The sequence below is a fragment of the Micrococcus sp. iso_26 genome, from assembly GCF_056172975.1.
In genome coordinates, this window is record NZ_CM149652.1 from 1,638,598 (window position 1) to 1,656,523 (window position 17,926).

At 76.5% G+C, this 17,926-nt stretch carries 12 protein-coding genes; 4 read left to right on the forward strand and 8 right to left on the reverse strand.

Annotation, left to right across the window (positions count from 1 at the left end):
• Nucleotides 1-195 precede the first annotated feature (195 nt).
• The gene (locus tag AC0VX0_RS07540) at nt 196-1,596 is read left to right on the forward strand and encodes a zinc-dependent metalloprotease (protein ID WP_044659760.1); all 1,401 of its coding nucleotides are present in this window, start codon (nt 196-198) and stop codon (nt 1,594-1,596) included.
• A gap of 64 nt (nt 1,597-1,660) precedes the next feature.
• On the opposite strand, the gene AC0VX0_RS07545 is transcribed toward AC0VX0_RS07540, so the two are convergent.
• Nucleotides 1,661-2,332 (reverse strand): M48 metallopeptidase family protein, encoded by a 672-nt coding sequence (locus tag AC0VX0_RS07545; protein WP_036314354.1) that lies wholly within the window; start codon nt 2,330-2,332, stop codon nt 1,661-1,663.
• Between the two features lie 97 nt (nt 2,333-2,429).
• Here AC0VX0_RS07545 and AC0VX0_RS07550 point away from each other — a divergent pair, with 97 nt between their 5' ends.
• Nucleotides 2,430-3,158, forward strand: coding sequence for a ThiF family adenylyltransferase (locus AC0VX0_RS07550; RefSeq protein ID WP_144862243.1), 729 nt, complete (start codon nt 2,430-2,432; stop codon nt 3,156-3,158).
• A gap of 42 nt (nt 3,159-3,200) precedes the next feature.
• Here the strand turns inward: AC0VX0_RS07550 and AC0VX0_RS07555 are convergent, their stop codons facing one another.
• Both AC0VX0_RS07555 and nudC read right to left on the reverse strand, forming a co-directional pair.
• A complete protein-coding gene (locus AC0VX0_RS07555; protein ID WP_144862241.1) occupies nt 3,201-5,330 on the reverse strand; it encodes an ATP-dependent DNA helicase UvrD2 in 2,130 nt (709 codons plus the stop codon).
• Nucleotides 5,331-5,345: 15 nt separating this feature from the next.
• Nucleotides 5,346-6,335 carry an NAD(+) diphosphatase gene (gene nudC / locus AC0VX0_RS07560; RefSeq protein ID WP_049147297.1) on the reverse strand — a complete coding sequence of 330 codons (990 nt, stop codon included), beginning with the start codon at nt 6,333-6,335 and terminating at the stop codon, nt 5,346-5,348.
• Nucleotides 6,336-6,407: 72 nt separating this feature from the next.
• Between nudC and AC0VX0_RS07565 the strand changes: the two genes are divergently transcribed.
• On the forward strand, nt 6,408-7,514 hold the full coding sequence (locus tag AC0VX0_RS07565; protein ID WP_122054445.1) for a phosphotransferase: 1,107 nt from the start codon (nt 6,408-6,410) through the stop codon (nt 7,512-7,514).
• Here AC0VX0_RS07565 and AC0VX0_RS07570 read toward each other — a convergent pair.
• Genes AC0VX0_RS07570 through AC0VX0_RS07580 form a run of 3 tightly spaced genes read right to left on the reverse strand, consistent with a single transcriptional unit; the run spans nt 7,489 to nt 14,848 of the window.
• Nucleotides 7,489-11,013, reverse strand: a complete 3,525-nt coding sequence (locus AC0VX0_RS07570; protein ID WP_475451472.1) for an ATP-dependent helicase — start codon at nt 11,011-11,013, stop codon at nt 7,489-7,491. The two genes, AC0VX0_RS07565 and AC0VX0_RS07570, sit on opposite strands and share 26 nt — an antisense overlap.
• A complete protein-coding gene (locus tag AC0VX0_RS07575) occupies nt 11,001-14,441 on the reverse strand; it encodes an ATP-dependent helicase (RefSeq protein ID WP_036314339.1) in 3,441 nt (1,146 codons plus the stop codon). The genes AC0VX0_RS07570 and AC0VX0_RS07575 overlap by 13 nt, the downstream gene beginning before the upstream one ends.
• Nucleotides 14,438-14,848, reverse strand: a complete 411-nt coding sequence (locus AC0VX0_RS07580) for an MGMT family protein (RefSeq protein ID WP_036314337.1) — start codon at nt 14,846-14,848, stop codon at nt 14,438-14,440. The genes AC0VX0_RS07575 and AC0VX0_RS07580 overlap by 4 nt, the downstream gene beginning before the upstream one ends.
• A 44-nt stretch (nt 14,849-14,892) precedes the next feature.
• On the opposite strand from AC0VX0_RS07580, the gene AC0VX0_RS07585 reads away from it, so the two are divergent.
• Entirely contained in the window at nt 14,893-15,579 is a 687-nt protein-coding gene (locus AC0VX0_RS07585) for a 3'-5' exonuclease (RefSeq protein ID WP_036314335.1), read from the forward strand.
• Nucleotides 15,580-15,607: 28 nt separating this feature from the next.
• On the opposite strand, the gene hemL is transcribed toward AC0VX0_RS07585, so the two are convergent.
• Both hemL and hemB read right to left on the reverse strand, forming a co-directional pair.
• Entirely contained in the window at nt 15,608-16,933 is a 1,326-nt protein-coding gene (gene hemL / locus AC0VX0_RS07590; protein ID WP_036381097.1) for a glutamate-1-semialdehyde 2,1-aminomutase, read from the reverse strand.
• Complete coding sequence (gene hemB, locus AC0VX0_RS07595; RefSeq protein WP_036381100.1) at nt 16,930-17,916, reverse strand: porphobilinogen synthase; 987 nt, start codon at nt 17,914-17,916, stop codon at nt 16,930-16,932. The genes hemL and hemB overlap by 4 nt, the downstream gene beginning before the upstream one ends.
• Nucleotides 17,917-17,926 lie beyond the last annotated feature (10 nt).

Genomic DNA, 17,926 nt, shown 5'->3' on the forward strand with positions numbered 1-17,926 from the left:
CGACACCGTCTTTCCTGGGGGTCCTGATCGGGCCGTCCTCGCCGCCGGGCACGGGCCGCGCGGCGACGGTCACACCAGTCTACGCGGGGCCGCGACCCCCGCCTGCCCCGCGCGACGCCGTGCGCCATGGGCGAACCGCGCCGCCGCGACGTCGGGAGGGCGGGCGCGCCGCGCCGACGCGGATACGCTGGAGACATGAGCAACGACGCGCGCACGCCCGGATCCGACGACGGCCGCGACCCCCTGGAGGAGATGCTGCGGCAGCTCTTCGGCGGCCAGGGCCCCGACCCGGACGAAGTCCGACGCGCCATGGAGGGCCTGGGCGGCCCCGGCGGGGTGCCCTTCGACCCGTCCCAGCTGAATCCGGCCATGATGCAGCAGGCCATGGCCCAGTTCCAGGCGATGATGAGCTCCGGCTCCGGCTCGGACGGCCCCGTGAACTGGGCTCTGGCGAAGCAGGCCGCCCGCCAGGCCGTGGCCGGCGAGGACCCGGCCGTCGGCTCGTTCGCGCGACGCGAGGTGGACGAGGCGCTGCGGCTGGCCGAGCTGTGGCTCGACGGCGTCACGCAGACCGAGCCCGTCGGCAGCGTCGGCGTGGCCTGGTCCCGTGCCGAGTGGGTCGAGGCGACCATGGACCAGTGGCGCCGGCTCACCGAGCCCGTGGCCGTCTCGATGTCCCGCGCGATGTCCGCGGCCATCGAGCAGCAGCTGCCGGGCCAGCTCCCCGAGGGCATGGACGCCTCCCTGCTCGGCGGGCTGCAGCCCATGCTGAAGAACATGGGCGGCACGATGTTCGGCCTGCAGCTCGGCGGCGCCGTGGGCGCCCTGGGCAAGGAGGTGCTCTCGGGCACGGACATCGGCCTGCCCGTCGCCGGCCACCGTCTCGCCCTCGTCCCCGTGAACATCGAGGAGTTCGGCGACGGGCTCTCGGTGCCGGACGACCAGATCCGCATCTACCTGGCCCTGCGCGAGGCCGCACGCATGCGCCTGTTCCTGCACTCGCCGTGGCTCGAGCGGGACCTGTACGCCGCCGTCGAGCAGTACGCCGCGGGCATCCGCCTGGACACCGAGGGCATCGAGCGGGCCGCGCAGTCGGTGGACCCGATGGACCCCGGCTCCCTGCAGGCCGTGTTCGACGGGGCGTCCTTCATCGCCGCCCCGGACGCCACCCAGCAGGCCGCGCTGGACCAGCTGGAGCTGCTCGTCGCCCTCGTGGAGGGCTGGGTGGACGTGGTGGTCGCCGAGGCCGCGCGCCCCCTCGAGTCGGCGGCCGCCCTGCGCGAGACCATGAACCGCCGCCGCGCCTCGGGTGGCCCGGCCGAACAGGCCTTCGCCGCCCTCGTGGGCCTCGAGCTGCGCCCGCGCCGCCTGCGCGAGGCCGCCGCGTTCTGGGAGCACGTCACGGCCGAGCACGGCACGGAGTACCGCGAGGAGATCTGGCGCCATCCCGAGCGTCAGCCCACGGCGGAGGACCTCGAGGACCCCGCCGGGTACGCCGGGCGCCGCTCCGCCGCGGACGCCAGCGCCGAGTCCCTCGACGACGAGCTGCGCAAGCTCCTCGAGGGCGGCTTCGGCGACGCGCCGCGCGAGGGCTGAGCCCCTCCCGGCACGACGGCGGCGGGCGGTCCGGCACCTCGGGTGCGGGCCGCCCGCCGTCGTGTCAGCCCGCGTCCTCGTCCTCCGCCCACCGGTCCGGCGCCGTGCGACCGCGGCCCTCGGCGAAGGTGACCCCCTCGAGGAAGGCCATCGCCTCGGCGTAGCGCGGGTACCGGTCCACGAGGCGTCGGAAGGCCGGGCCGTGTCCGGACTCCAGCAGGTGGGCCAGCTCGTGGACGAGCACCGCCGCCACCACCCAGTCCGGCATGCCGCGCAGCTGCGTCGAGAGCCGGATGGTGCCGCGGGCCGGCGTGCACGAGCCCCAGCGGCGGCGCTGCCGGGCCGACCACGTGACCGAGACCGGACGGGCCCGCCCACCCAGGTGCGCCGCCGAGAGCCGTCCCGCCCAGGCCAGGAGCGCGTCGTCGGAGCGAGCGTCGGCGGGGCCGCCGTCCGGGTCGGCCGCCGGCTGCCCCGTCCCGCCGCGTGCGCCCACCTTCGCGACCATCCGGCCGATCCACTCGCGCTCCTGCGCGGCCGAGAGCCGGGCCGGGACATTGACCTGCAGGCGGCCGTCGCGCCACGCCGCCGAGACGGTGCGGGTGCGGGCCGTGGAGCGCACGAGCCGCACGGGCGTGCCCTCCCAGTCCAGATGGATGCTCTCGCGGGCGGGACCGCGGTGGGCGGCCGGGACGGCACGCGGAGGGCGGCCGGGGGCGGGCGGGACAGGGCGCATCCGGCCATTGTCCGGCATGGGCCGCAGGCTGTGGACAATCCGGCGCGGTCCGGGAGTGCCCTGGCAGGGTGGGAGGCACCGAGCCGAGAGGAGAGCCGTGCGCACCGTCGCCGAGACCGTCACCACCGTCCCTCATGATGCCGCCGCGTCAGCGCTGGAGCCGGGGGCGTGGGCCCCGCCGACGGACGTCCATGTGGCGGGCCTCGACGCGGTGGGCGCGGCGATCGCCCACGCGCTGGCGGGGGCCGGGGCGCTGCGCCTGGCCCTGTGGGATCCGCGGCCCGTCGACGCCGCGGACCTGGGGACCGGCCTGCTGCCCGGGGACCTCGGTCGGCCCCGGGCGGGTGCGCTCGAGCGCCGGCTGGGCGATGTGGCCCCCGGGCTGCGCGTCTTCGCGCACCACGGCCCGGTGCCGGTGCTCGTGGGGCAGGCGACGGTGGCGGTGGGGTCCGTGCTCGACGCGGACCTGGCCGCGCACGCCCTCGCCGCCGACCACCCGCTGCTGCCGGTCAAGGTGGGGCCGAGAGCGGTCACGGTCGGACCGTGGTGCGCCCCCGGGGTGCGCGGGTGCCCGCTGTGCCGATGGCCCGCGGACCCGGCGGGCGTCCCCGGTGCCCCGACGGCGCCCGGCCCGTCGGCGCACCGGGGACAGGTGGACGGGCTCGCGGCGCTGCGGGCCGCCGTGCTGACCGTGGACGCGCTGCGGACCGGACCGGCCCCCGGCGTGCTGCGGGCCGATCGGGTGACGGGACGCACGCGCCGAGTGAAGGTCCGCCCCCGGCCCGGCTGCGCCTGCGACCCGGACGCGCTCGGCTGGGCGTTCTGACGGGGGCGGCGCCGCCGGCGGAACGGGGTGCGGGCCCGCGGCTCAGGCCGTCGGGGTGCCGTGCAGCAGCTCGAGCAGCTCCGGTCCGTGCTTCTCCAGCTTGGTCTTGCCGAGGCCGGGCACCTTCAGGAGCTCTGCCGGGGTCCTCGGCATGGCCTCGGCGATGGCCACGAGGGTGGCGTCCGTGAACACCACGAACGCGGGCATCCGCATCTCGGCGGCCGTGCGGGTGCGCCAGTCGCGCAGCTCCTCGAGCACCGCCTCGTCGTAGGTGGCGGGGCAGTCCAGGCAGCGGCCGACCTTGCGCTCGGCTCCCGTCTCGAGGGGCTTGCCGCACGTGCGGCACACGGCGACCTTCGCACCCCGGCGCCGCGGCGCCGTCGGGCCGGCCGCGGATCCGCGGGCCGGGGCGTGCTCGCGGGTGCCGCCGAGGGTCGGGTCGATGGCCCACAGGAACCGGGAGGGCCGCCGGGTGGAGCGCCCGCCCGTGCCCCGCGAGAGCGTCCACGTCAGCGACAGGTGCTGGCGGGCACGCGTGATCCCCACGTAGAGCAGGCGCCGTTCCTCGTCCACCTCGGCCTGGGTCTCCGCGAAGGAGATCGGCATGAGCCCCTCGGACAGGCCCACGAGGAACACCGCATCCCACTCGAGGCCCTTGGCCGAGTGCAGCGAGGCCAGGGTGATGCCCTGCACCGTCGGCGCGTGCTGGTGCTGGGCCCGCTCGTCGAGCTCGGCCACGAGCTCGGTCAGCGTGAACTCGGCCCCGCGCGTCGTGGCGAGCTGGTCGGCGAGGTTGACGAGGGCGTGCAGGGACTCCCACCGTTCACGGGCCGCGCCGGTGGCCGACGGCGGTTCGGCGGAGTAGCCGAGCGAGGAGAGCACGTCCCGCACCCGGTCCGTGACGTCGTCGCCCGTCAGGTCCTGGGCCGCGCGGGCGGCCGCCCGCAGCTGCAGGATCCCGTCGCGCACCTCGCGCCGGGAGAAGAACCGCTCGCCGCCGCGCAGCTGGTAGCCGATCCCCGCCGAGGACAGCGCCGTCTCGAAGGCCTGGGACTGGCCGTTGGTGCGGAACAGGACGGCGATCTCGGAGGCGGGCACGCCGTCGTCGATCAGCGCCGCGATCCGGTCGGCGACCCAGCCGGCCTCGGCCTCGTCGTCGGTGCACTCCGCGAACACGAGGTCGGGGCCGGCCGGCCGCTGGGAGACGAGCTCGAGGGGGTCGGGCCAGCGCGGCATCGTGCGGTCCCGCTCCCCCGCCTTGGTGCGGTCCGCCAGCAGGCGGTTGGCCGCCTCCACGATCTGCGGGCTGGACCGGTAGTCGCGCACGAGCCGGACCACCGTGGCCGCGGGGTACCGCTCACGGAAGTCGGTGAGGAAGCGGGAGGTCGCGCCCGTGAACGAGTAGATCGTCTGGGAGGCGTCGCCGACGACGCACAGGTCGCCGCGGTCGCCGAGCCAGAGGTCGAGCAGGCGGTGCTGCAGCGGCGAGACGTCCTGGTACTCGTCCACCACGAACACGCGGTACTGGTCCCGGATCGTGGCCGCGATCTGCGGCTCGGTGGACAGGATCCCCACGAGGATCAGCAGCACGTCCTCGAAGTCGATCATGTTCCGGGCTGTCTTGGCCTCCTCGTAGCCGGTGTAGAGACGGGCGACGGTGGTGGCGGTCCAGCCGGCGGGCATCTCCCGCTCCTTCGCGGCCTCGGCGTAGCCCTCGGGGGCGTGCAGGGAGACCTTGGCCCATTCGATCTCGCCGGCGAGGTCGCGCAGTCCGGCCCGGTCCACGGTCATCCGCATGCGCTGGGCGACCTCGGTGAGCAGGCGCACCTTGTTCTCGATCAGCGAGGGCATGGGGCCGCCCACGGCCTGGGGCCAGAAGTACTGCAGCTGGCGCAGGGCAGCGGAGTGGAAGGTGCGGGCCTGGACGCCGGCCACGCCGAGGTCGCGCAGGCGGGTGCGCATCTCCGCGGCCGCACGCGCCGTGAAGGTCAGGGCGAGGGTGCGGTGCGGGTCGAAGACGCCGGAGGCGACGCCGTAGGCGATGCGGTGCGTGATGGCGCGGGTCTTGCCGGTGCCGGCGCCGGCCAGGATGCAGACGGGCCCGTGCAGGGCCGTGGCGGCCCGGCGCTGCTCCGGGTCGAGGCCGCGGAGGATCTCGTCGGGAGTGCTCATGCGGGACGAGTCCTCCTAGGTGATCAGGGTCTGCGCATCGGGCAGCGTCCCACCGTACCAATCCTCGATGAGCGCCCGCGCGATGGACACGGCCCCGGGCAGGGTGACGTCGCCCTCGCGGGCCAGACGCGCGAGCTCCTCCCGCTCGAACCAGCGCACGGAGAGGATCTCCTCGCCGTCCGGAACCGGCTCGGCGCCGGCCGGTGCCAGCGCGGTGAACCCGAGCATGAGCGAGCGCGGGAACGGCCACGGCTGGGAGCCGCGGTAGCGCGGCTGCGTCACCGTGACCCCGGACTCCTCCGCGATCTCCCGGACCACCGCGTGCTCCAGGGACTCCCCCGGCTCCACGAACCCGGCCAGGCAGGAGTACAGCCCCTCGGGCCACGCCGCGTTGCGGCCCAGCAGGATCCGCCCGGCCGGGTCGATGACGGCCACGATCACCGCCGGGTCCGTGCGCGGGAACTGCTCCCGGGAGCAGTCGCGGCAGCGACGCACCCAGCCGGCCGCCTCGACGTCCGTGACGCCGCCGCAGAACGCGCAGAAGCGGTGGGTGGCGTGCCAGTTGGCGTTCGCGACGGCGGCCACGAACAGCCCGGTGTCCGCGTCGCTGAGGGCGGCGGCCGCGTCGCGGAGGCCGACCCACACGGCGTCCGCGAGCGCGGTGGCCGCGTCCTCGGGCAGGGCCGCCGGCGGCTCGACGGCGACGGAGACCACCTCGCGCTCCCGCCCGTGCGGGCCCCGGTCCGCCGCGGTGCCGCGGCCCAGATACGCGGCCTCGGCCGGCACGGGACCGGAGGGCGCGGTGAAGACGAGCCGGCCGTCCGCGACCGGTGCGCGGCCGCCCTGCAGCCACAGGACCTCCGTCCCCTCGCGCGCCCAGGACGCCGCCAGGTGGCCCGGGTCGAGGCGGGCCACGGCACCGCGGTCCAGCTCCTCGCGGGCCAGCGGCAGGGCCAGGGGTGGTGCGGCGGTGGGGTCGGACGACGACGGGGGGCAGGAGGCCATGCGTCCAGGCTAGCGACCCGTCTCCGGTGCGCCCGACGACGGGGGAGGGCGTTCCGCGCCTAGGCTGGAGGGGTGGATCGTCAGCCCCTTCGTCTCGCAGCCCTGGCCGCCGCGGCCGTCCCCGGCCTCGCCCCCGTCTCCGTGGAGGCGAGCCCGGACGACCCCGCGGACTTCTCGACCGCCGTCGTCGTGGACGGTGAGGGCCAGCGGTGGCGGGTCCGCTCGCCCCGCACCCCGGAGGCGGGCATCCGTCTCGAGACGGAGCTGCAGGTGCTGGCGGGCCTGACCCCGGCGGTGCGCGCCGGCCTGCCGTTCCGCACGCCCTCCGTGGCGGGCGCGGTGCGGCTCGAGGGGCTGCGCACCTTCGTCTACCAGGACATGCCCGGGCGTCCCGTCACCCTGGACGAGCTGGCCCGGCTCGGCGAGCCCGCGGTGCAGGACGTGGGCCGCGTGCTGGCCGCGATCCACACGCTGCCCTCGGACGTCGTGGACCACGCGGACCTGCCCTCCTACACGGCGGAGCAGATCCGGCAGCGTCACCTCCACGCCCTCGACCAGGCGGCCACCTCCGGCCGCGTGCCGCCCCTGCTGCTGCGCCGCTGGGAGGAGGCCATGGAGGAGGAGGCCCTGTGGCGGTTCACCCCGGTGCCCGTGCACGGTGACCTGCACGAGGACAACCTGCTCCTCGAGCGCGGCCGCGTGGTGGGCGTGACAGGCTGGACGGACCTGCACGTGGGCGACCCCGCCGGCGACGTCGCCTGGCTGGCCGCCGCCACGGACCCGGACCTGGCCGACCGCGTCCTCGACGCCTACGCGGCCCGGCGGGCCGACGCGGGGGCCGCCGACGACGGCGACGCCCACCTGATGCGCCGTGCGGCGCTGCTCGCCGAGTTCGCCCTCGCCCAGTGGCTCACGCGGGTCCTGGACCGGCACGACGAGGCCATGGTCGCCGAGGCGGAGGCCATGCTGGCCGAGCTCGCGGGCGACGTGCGCGCCGCGCAGGAGGCGGCCGCGCGCCAGGCGGAGGCCGACGCGGCCGCCGACGCCGCCGAGGACGCCCGGGATGCGGCGGAGGACGCCCGGGAGGCCGCGGCCGCGAGGACCGCGGACCCGGAGACGGGCCCGCTGCCCGCCGCCGAGGTGGTGCGGCCGATCAACGGCGGGCCAGGGCGTCCGTGATGTGACGCTCGAGCTCCTCCTCCCCCGGCAGGTCCGGGAAGGAGCGCTCCTGCCCGTGGGCCACGTACACGAAGCTGGCCCCGATCCGTTCCAGCGGGATCCCGTGCAGCCGTGACCAGGCGAGCCGGTAGACGGCCAGCTGCAGCGACTTGAGCTCGAGGTCGCGGCCCCGCGGCACGGCGCCGGTCTTCCAGTCGACGAGCTCCCAGTCGGCCTCGGGGTCGAAGGGCAGGCGGGGGTCGCCGCCGGAGCGGTAGATCGCGTCGACCCGGCCGCGCAGCGTGATCCCGCCGACCGTCGTCTCGACCGGGGCCTCGACGAAGGCCGGGGTGCGCTCCGCCCAGCGCGAGGAGCGGAACCACTCCTGCATCGGGCCGAGGTCGAGGGCCTCGTCGACCCACAGGTCCGCGGCGTCCTCGGCCGAGTCGATGTCCAGCATGCCGGTGGCCCCGAAGCGCTCCTCGAGCCACGCGTGGAACGCCGTGCCGCGCCGCGCCGCGTGCGCGGGCGGCCGGGGCAGGGGCCGGCGCAGCTGCTCGGCCACGGCCTGCGGGTCGGCGGCGAGCTCGCCGTAGAGGGACACGGAGACGTGCTCGGGCAGGGCGGTCTCCCCGCCCGTCCCGGCGACGTCCCGGCGGCGCACCAGCACCCAGTCCACCTGGCGGGCCAGCTCCGGGTCGTCCCCGAGCGCCGCCGGGTCCGCGGCGTGCACGGCCGCGGCGGCCGCCTCCACCCCGTGCCGGCGGGCCCGGGAGCGGCGCGGCAGCGGCTGCCAGCGTTCCTCGTCCTCGGGGTCCTCCGGGTCGGCGACGAAGGCCTCCGGGCCGTCGAGCGGGTCGAAGGGCCAGCGGGCGACCAGCGTCCGGCCCGCGGCGGGGTTGGCCTCGGGCAGGTCGTCCTCGGCCGGGGCGGGGCCGAGCGCGACCCCGGGCACCTCCCCCGCCAGACCGGCCACCTCCTCGAGGAAGGCCGAGGCCGGCAGGGGCTCCTTGTTGACTCCCTTGAACAGGGAGGTGCTCAGCCACAGGGCGGATCGCGCGCGCGTGTACGCGACGTAGGCCAGGCGCCGCTCCTCGCGCTCGGCGTGGGCGGCCACGGCCACGGCATAGGGGTCCGGGTTGCCCTCCTGGGCCGCCTTCGAGCTGTATCCGGTGCCGGCCGACTGGACCCAGTCCCGCTGGTCCTGCGCCCACGAGCCGTCCCACTGCGGCAGCGACGCGCGGTCCCCGCGCAGGGGCCACGGCAGCGCGCCGGCCCGGGGGCTGGTCCAGCGGTCCGCCCGCGTGGAGGGGAACGTGCCCTCCTGCAGGCCGGGGACCGCGACGACGTCCCACTCGAGCCCCTTCGAGGCGTGCGCGGTGAGCACCTGGACCAGGCCGGGGGTGGGCTCGGCGTTCTCGACGCCGAGGCCGTCCTCGTGCTCGAGGACGGACTCCGTCCAGGCCAGGAACGCCGTCAGGTCCGTCGCCGTGGTGCCGGCGCCGAAGTCGCGGGCCGCGTCCTGGAACGCGTTCAGGTGCCGCCGGGCCGCGGCCGCGGAGACGCCGGGCCGCAGGGCCACCTCGACGTCCAGCCCCGTCTCACGGATCACCTCCGCGATGAGGTCGGCCGGGTCCTCCCCGGTGCGCGTAGAGAGCCGGCGCAGCTCGGCGTTGACGGCCCTCAGTCGGGCCAGGCCCTCGGGTGAGAAGCCGCGGCCGCGCGAGCCGACCCAGTCCGTCCCCTCCCCGGGCAGGGAGTCGAGGGCCTCCAGCAGGGCGGCGGCGTCGGCGTCCTCCTCGGGGCTCACGTCCCGGGCCGGGTCCGGGGCGTCCCCGGCGGGGTCCTCCCGCCCACCGCCGGCCCGCCGGGCCCGCAGCCGCGAGACGAACCGGGCGCGCTCCTGCAGCACCTCGAGGTCGGCCACGCCGATGCGCCAGCGCGGGCCGGTGAGCAGGCGGACGAGCTGGTCGCTGCGCGTGGGGTCGGCCAGCACGTGGAGGACGGCGAGCACCTCGGCGACCTCCGGCAGCGCCAGCAGCCCGGAGAGCCCGAGCACCTCGTAGGGCAGGCCGGCGGCGTCGAGCGCGTCCAGCACGGGGCCGAACTGGGCGCGGGTGCGGCACAGGACGGCGCGGCTCGGGGTGGTCCCCCCGGGCCCGGACCCGGTGAGGGCGCCGAGGCGGGCGACGACGTCGGCGGCCTCCTCCTCCGCGGTGACGAACCGGTCCACCCGGACGACGCCCTCCCCCGCGCCCGGCCGGGGCCGCAGGGTGCGCACCTCCACCGGCGCGCCGCCCGTCGCGGCGGCGTGGGCGTTCAGCGGTGCGGCGACGGCGTTGGCGACCGCCAGGATCGACTCCTCGTTGCGCCACGCGATCGTCAGGTGCGAGACGTCCGCGTTCACGCGCCGCGGGGCGCCGCCGGGGCCGGTCTCCAGTCGGGGGAAGGCGTGCGGGAAGGCGAAGAGCTGCCCGGCGGAGGCGCCGCGGAAGCCGTAGATCGACTGGTGGGGGTCACCCACCGCGGTGACGCAGTGCCCCAACCCGGGCGCGTCGTCCTCGGGGCCGCGCGGGCCGAACAGCCCGGCGAAGATCCGCATCTGGGCGTGGGAGGTGTCCTGGAATTCGTCCAGCAGCACCACGGGGAACCGCGCGCGCTCCTGCTCGCCGGCCGCCGGCACCTCGACGGCGATGCGCGCCGCGTGGCGCAGCAGGTCGCCGAAGTCCATCACGTCCTGCTCGCGCTTGACCTCGTCGTAGCGGGCCACGAGGTCCGCCATGAGGGCGCGGTCCGCCAGGCCGGTCAGGAACTCCTGGATCTCCTTCGAGGGGGTCTTGGCGCGCGGGGGCAGCGGCAGGGCGCTCCCCTGCTCGGCCAGCCGGGCGAGGAACCCGCGCACCTCGTCCGCACTCACCAGGTGCTCGGCCATGTCCCCGGCCAGCCGCAACGCCTGCGTGATGAGCCGGGACGGGGCCACGCCGAGGGTGTCCGCGACCACCGGATGCGAACGCACGACGGCGCCCATGAGCCGGTGGGCGTCCGCGCCTCCGAGCAGCCGCGCCTCCGGTTCCACGCCGATCCGCAGGCCGTGGTCCCTGACGAGCGCGCCGGCGTAGGAGTGGTACGTGGACACCGAGGCGCGGCCCAGGTCCTCGGGCTCCCCGTCGAAGCCGGGGATCTCGAGGCCGGAGCGCAGCAGGGCGTCCACGCGCCCGTTGATCCGCTCGGCGAGCTCACCGGACGCCTTCCGGGTGAACGTGACGCCGAGGACCTCGTCCGGGCGCACGAGACCGTTGGCCACGAGCCAGACCACGCGGTCGGCCATGGTGGCGGTCTTGCCGGAGCCGGCGCCGGCCAGCACCAGGCGCGGAGTGAGCGGGGCGGTGACCACCTCGGCCTGCTCCTCCGTGGGCGGGGGCAGCCGCAGCCGTGCCGCGATGTCCTCCGGCGAGTGGACCGCGTCCTCGACGCGCGGACGATCGGTCTGGGCGGCGGGATCGCCGGTCAGCGGGGCCATTCGGTGACCTGCCTTCCTTCGGAGCAGAGCGGACAGACGGAGGGCAGCGCGCACCGGCGGGCGCCGGCCTCGTGGAGGGCGAGGAAGCGCGGCCCCGTGGTGCGGCGGGCCGCCGTGAACACCTGCTCGAGCGCCCAGGTGTCCTCGTCCTCGAGGGCCGGCTGGTCCTGCACCTTGGTCTTCTGGGTGCCGGCGCCGAGCTGGACGAGGGCCGCGCCGGCCGGTGTCGTGGGGTGCTCCAGACCGGCGAGCGCGGCGCGCAGGGCGGGGTCCGTGGCGGGGTCGTCCCGGACCTGCTCCAGACCGCCGGCGCGGACGGCCACCTGATAGGCGGCCAGCTGGGGCTGGCGCGCCATCTCCGCGCCGGTGGGCGCGCTGCGGCCGGTCTTGAGGTCGGCGATGAAGGGTCGGCCCTGCGCATCCGCCTCGAGCCGGTCCACGACGCCGGTGATCCGGACGGTGGTCCCGCCCCAGGTCAGGTCCGCGAGGAGCCGCACCTCCTGGGCCACGGGCCGACGCCCGGCCGCCCGGGCGATGCTCCAGTAGCCGATGTAGGCGTCCACCAGGCCGCGGGCCCGGTCGTGCTCGATCTCCGTGATCCAGCCCTCCGGCAGGCCGAGTTCGGGCAGGCGGCGTTCCAGTTCGGCGCGCACGTCCTCGGGCACGCCCTCGGGGTGGTGTTCGGCCACCGAGTGCACGAGCGTGCCCACGGACTGGGCGAGGGTTCCGCCCGCGTTCGCGCCGACGTGGTACAGCACCCAGTTCAGCGGATTGCGCAGGGCCGTCTCCACGCGGGAGGGCGAGAGCGCGACGACCTCGCGCTCCGGGTCGACGAGCGCGGCCTCGGTGGACAGCGGCAGCAGGCCCCACCAGCGTCGGGGGTCCGCGACGGTCACGCCGTCCTCGGCGAGGACCGCCAGGCCGGCGGCCGCCGCGGCCCGGGATGTCGCCCCGTCGGCCGCGTCCGCCTCGTCCCCGGCCTCCAGGACGCGGCGCAGCCGGCCGACGAGCGCGGACGCCGTGATCGGGTCGGGGACCGCGGTGAGCCGCCGGACGCCGGCGGCGTCGCGCGCCTCGGCGGGCAGCCGTTCGGGCGGGTCCACCAGGTCGAGGAAGTCGGAGGGGCCCTCATCCGGCGAGCGGACGGCCGTGACGACCACCTGACGCCGTGCCCGGGAGACCGCGGCCGCGAGCATGCGCAGCTCGTCCTGACGCACCTCGCGCAGCCGGGTGCGGTGATCCGTGGGCCACGGGGCGTCCGCGGGCAGGGTCACGAGGTCCACGAGGTCGGTGGCGCCGAGCAGCTGGCCGCGCAGCCGGGTGTTCGGCCACACGCCCTCCTGCAGGCCCACGACGATCACCGTGTCCCACTCCTGGCCGGCCGCCGCGGCGGGGGTGCGCACGTGCACGGCGTCACCGGACTCGGCACGGCGGGCCAGGGTGTCCACGGGCAGGTCCTGGGACTCCATGTAGACGGCGAACGACTCGGGCGACGCGCCCGGGAACTGGTCCACGAAGCGCTCGGCCACCTTGAACAGGGCGACGACGGCGTCGAGGTCCGCGTCCGCCCGGCGGGACTCGCGGCGGTCGTTCGCGTGCTCGGCGGGCCGCAGCGCGAGCGAACGCCACCGCTCGGCCCGACCGGAGGCGGACCACAGCGCCCACAGCACGGTCTCGGGCGAGGCCGAGGGGGCGCGGGCGGCCTCCAGGCCGTCCCGGAGCATCCAGTGGACGCGGCGCAGGGCGCGGTGCCGCTCGTGCTCGGGGCCGGCCAGGCTCGGGTCCAGCAGGGCCGCGGCGAGCAGCGCGTCCGAGGTGCGCCGGCCGCCCCGGCCCCGCTCGGCGGCCAGCAGGTCCTGGCGCAGCCGCCGCACGTGCAGCGCGCTGGCCATCCCGTACCGGCCGGTGAGCAGTCCCACGACCTCGTCCGGGTCGAGCACGTCCTCGACCCGGGCCTCCGGATCCTCCGCGAGCGCCCCCGCCGCGTCCACCAGCGTGAGCAGGGGCGCGACGGCGGGCTCCTCCTTCAGCACGAGCCCGGCGGCGTCGCGCAGCACGGGGACGCCCTCGGCCTCCAGGTGGCGGGCGAGCGCGGCCACACGGGAGCCGGAGCGGGCGACCACGAGGATCCGGTCCAGGGGCACCCCGTCCTCGTGGTGGACCCGCAGCACCCGTTCGAGGACGAGCTGGTCCTCGTGGGCGCGGGTGGGCACGACGTGCGCGCGGACGGCGCCGTCACCGTCCGCCGGGACGGTCTCGGTCCGGGTCCGTTCGACGCCGGCGGTGCGCTGGCGGACCCGGCGGGCCACGCGCAGGTAGGCGTCCTGGACCTCGGCGCGCATGCGGTGCCCGCGCGTCAGCACCCGGACGCGCCCGTCCGGGGACGCGGGCGGGGCGGCCCCCGGCACGGGATCGGGGTCGAGGACCCCGGGGTACCGGGCGAGGAGGTCGGGCCGGGCGCCGCGGAAGCCCTCCACGGTGGTGTCCGGCGACGCGGTGAGCAGCACGTCCCGCCCGCGTCCGAGCACGGTGAGCAGGTCGTGCACGGCGGGGGTGGCCTCGTGGAGGTCCTCGACCACGAGCACGGCCAGGCGGTCCCGCTCCGCCGCCACGAACGCCTGCGCCGCGGCGTCGCGCTCCGGGTCCTCGGGATGCCGCTCGGTGAGCACGCGGACGGCGGCGGACAGCAGCCCGGCGGCGTCGAACGCCTCGGCCATGCCCAGGTCGATCCGGTCCCGGTAGTCCTGCAGCAGCACGGCCGCGGCCTCCCACTCGGGGCGCCCGTGGGCGGTGCCGAGCTCCTGCAGGCGGCCCGGCTCGAGGCCGAGCTCGCTCATGCGGTCCACGAGCTCGCGGACCTCGCGGCGGAATCCCCGCGCCTCCACGGCGGGGGCGACGTCGGCCGGCCAGTCCGGCGCGGCGGCGAGGCCGGCGGCGTAGCCCTCGAGCAGCTCGGCGATGACCGTGTCCTGCTCGGCACCGGTGAGCAGCCGGGGGGCGACCTCCAGATGCCTCAGCGGTCCCGTGACGCGGGCACGGCGCAGCAGGTCGAACGCGTAGGAGGACCAGGTCCGCACGGGGGTGACGGCGCGGGTGCCCCGACCGGCGGCGGCGAGCCGGCGGGTCAGCGCGTCGCGCAGCCGCGCCGCCGCATCCCGGCTCGGGGCCAGCAGCAGGAGGGACTCGGGGTCCAGCCCCGCCTCGATCCGGCGGGCCGCGTACTCGACCGCCACGGTGGTGCGCCCCGTGCCGGGGGCGCCCAGCACGAGCACGGCGTTGTGCCCGGGGGCGAGCGAGGCGATCGCCTCCTGCTCGTCCGTGAGCGTGATCCGGTCCTCGGGCGCGGCGGCCGTGCGCACCAGCCGAGCGGCCCGTTCCGGCGCCGCCGCGTCGTCGTCGAAGGGGTCCACCCCGTGTTCCCTGGTCATGGCCTCATCCTCGCACCGGGCCCGGACACGATACGGTCGGCGATCGCACGGATCGCCCGCGCGGCGCCGTCGTCGGGCTCCCAGCGGGCCCGGGGCAGGTCCACGCGCCCGGCCGGGGTGCGGGGCATGGCCTCGCGTTCGTGCTCGACGGCGGCCCGCGCGGCCAGCTCCGGAGGCAGCGAGCCGTCGGCCCGGACCACCCGCCACCACGGCGTGCCGGGGCTCGATTCGGCCATCGCCCGGCCGGCCTGCCGCGGACCGCCGACCCCCAGCAGGCCGGCCAGCCCCCCGTAGCTGACGGCGCGTCCGGGCGGGACCAGACGGGCGAGCGCCTCGAGCCCCTCGCCGAGGGTGAGCGGTCCGTCGTCGCGGTGGCGGGCGCCGGGGAGCACAGGGTGATCGGTCACGACCCCATCCTGTCGTGTCCGCCGCTCCGGGTAGCGTGAGGCGCGTGACTTGGCATGAGAGCATCCGCGCCGGCTTCGACCTCGAGACCACCGGACGTGATCCGCGCACCGCGCTGATCGTGACCGCCACCCTGGTGATGGTGGACGAGCAGGGCCGCGCCGCGTCGTCGGCCGAGTGGCTCGTGGACCCGGGCGTGCCCATCCCGGCCGAGGCGGCCGAGGTCCACGGCGTCACCACGGAGCGGGCGCAGGCGGAGGGCATGCCCGCCGCGCAGGGTGTCACGGAGATCACCGAGACCCTGCGGGACCTGTTCGCCGCGGGCATCCCCGTGGTGGCGTTCAACGGCGTGTACGACTTCACGGTGATGGACCGGGAGGCGCGCCACCACGGGCTGACGCCGCTCGAGGCCCGCCCCGTGATCGACCCGTTCGTGCTGGACAAGCAGGTGGACCGGTTCCGCAAGGGCAAGCGCACGCTCTCCGCGGTGTCCGAGCACTACGGGGTGACCCTGGAGAACGCGCACACCTCCGCGGCGGACGCCCTCGCCGCCGTCCAGGTGGCCGACGCCCTGGCCGCCCGGTACGAGCAGCTGCGCGTCGCGCCGGTGGACCTGCACGAGCGGCAGGTCCGCTGGAAGGCCGAGCAGGCGGAGAGCTTCGAGCAGTACCTGCGACGCAAGGACCCGCAGGCCACCGTCTCGCGCCACTGGCCGGTCGAGGCCGAGCGCTGAGCGCCCGGCCCCGACCCGCACCCGGGTCTCAGCCCTGGGGCGTCGCCGCCGCGGCCGCCTTCGCCGCGGCCGGCAGCGCGTCGAGCACCCGGGTGACCGCCGCGTCGTCGTGGGCGGCGGAGACGAACCAGGCCTCGAACACGGACGGCGGCAGGTACACGCCGGAGGCCAGCATCGACTGGAAGAACGGGGCGTAGCGGAAGACCTCCTGGCCCTGGGCGTCCCGGTAGTCCCGCACGCCGGTGCCGGAGGTGCCGAACGCCAGGGAGAACAGGGTGCCGGCCCGCTGGATCGAGTGGTCCACGCCCTCGGCGTCGAGCGCGGCCACGAGGCCCTCGCGCACGGCGTCCGAGGCGCGCGTCACGGCCGCGTAGACGGCCTCGTCGGCGCGGGAGAGCGTGGCGTGGCCGGCGGCCATGGCCACCGGATTCCCGGAGAGGGTGCCGGCCTGGTACACGGGGCCGAGCGGGGCCAGGTGGTCCATGATCTCGGCGGAGCCGCCCAGGGCGGCCGCGGGCATGCCGCCGCCGATCACCTTGCCGAAGCACCAGATGTCCGGGGTCCAGCCCTCGGGCTGTCCGGACAGGCCCCAGCCGCCCGTGGCGGTGGCGCGGAAGCCGGTGAGCACCTCGTCCCAGATCAGCAGCGCGCCGTGGCGGCGGGTGATCTCGCGCAGGAACGCGTTGAAGCCCTCGGCGGGCTCCACGACGCCCATGTTGCAGGGCACGGCCTCCGTGATGAGCGCGGCGATGCGCTCACCGTGCTCGGCGAACACGGCCTCGACGGCGGCGCGGTCGTTGTAGTCCACCACGAGGGTCTCGGAGGCGGCGGCCTCGGTGACGCCCGCGGAGCCGGGCAGGGCGGCGGTCGCCACGCCCGAGCCGGCCGCGGCCAGCAGGCCGTCCGAGTGGCCGTGGTAGCAGCCGGCGAACTTCACGATCAGGTTGCGGCCGGTCACGCCGCGGGCCAGGCGCAGGGCCGTCATGGTGGCCTCGGTGCCGGTGGACACGAAGCGCACGCGCTCGACCGGGACCTTGGAGGCGATCAGCTCGGCCAGCGCGGTCTCCTCCAGCGTGGAGGTGCCGAAGCCGAGGCCGCGGTCCACGGCGGCGTGCACGGCCTCGACGACCTCGGGGTGCTGGTGGCCCAGCAGCATGGGGCCCCACGAGCAGACCAGGTCCACGTACTCGTTGCCCTCGACGTCGGTCAGGTACGGGCCGCGTGCGCCGGCCATGAACCGGGGCGTGCCGCCCACCGAGCCGAAGGCGCGCACGGGTGAGTCGACGCCGCCGGGGATGACGGCCTGGGCCGCGGCGAAGGCGGCGGCGTTGGTGGTCGGCTGGGACGCGGTCACAGGGACCCCTCCTTCATCCAGCGGCCGAGCTCGGCCGCCCAGTAGGTGAGCACGGAGTCGGCGCCGGCGCGCCGGATGGAGAGCACGGACTCGACGATCGAGGCCTTCCGGTCGATCCAGCCGTGCGCGGCGGCGGCCTCGATCATCGCGTACTCCCCCGAGATCTGGTACGCGGAGACGGGCACGTCCGCCATGTCCGCCACGTCGCGCACGATGTCCAGGTAGCTCATCGCGGGCTTGACCATCACCATGTCCGCGCCCTCCTCGAGGTCGAGGGCGACCTCGAGCAGGGCCTCGCTCCGGTTGGCGGCGTCCATCTGGTAGGTCTTGCGGTCGCCAGTGAGCTGGGAGTCGACGGCGTCGCGGAACGGCCCGTAGAACGCCGAGGAGTACTTCGCGGCGTAGGCGAGGATCGCGGTCTCGTGGTGGCCGGCGCCCTCGAGGGCCTCCCGGATCACGCGGACCTGGCCGTCCATCATCCCGGAGGGGCCGAGCACGTCCGCACCGGCCTCGGCCTGCGCGACGCCCATCCGGGCGTAGATCTCCAGCGTCGCGTCGTTGTCCACGGTGCCCTCGGCGGTGAGCACGCCGCAGTGGCCGTGGTCGGTGAACTCGTCCAGGCACAGGTCGGACATCACGACGAGCCCGTCCCCCACCTCCGCCTTCACGTCCCGGATGGCCCGGTTCAGGACGCCGTCCGGGTCCAGGGCGGCGCTGCCGACGGCGTCGCGCGTGGTCGGCACGCCGAACAGCATGATGCCGCCCAGGCCCAGCTCGGCGGCCTCGGCCGCGGCGGCCTTGAGCGAGTCCGCGGTGTGCTGCACGACGCCCGGCATCGAGGCGATCGGCACGGGCTCGGCGGCGCCCTCCTTGATGAAGGCCGGCAGGATCAGCTCGGCGGGGTGCAGGCGCGTCTCAGCGACGAGGCGGCGCATCGCGGCGGACCGGCGCAGACGCCGGGGACGGTGCAGCGGGAAGGACATGACGGGGTCA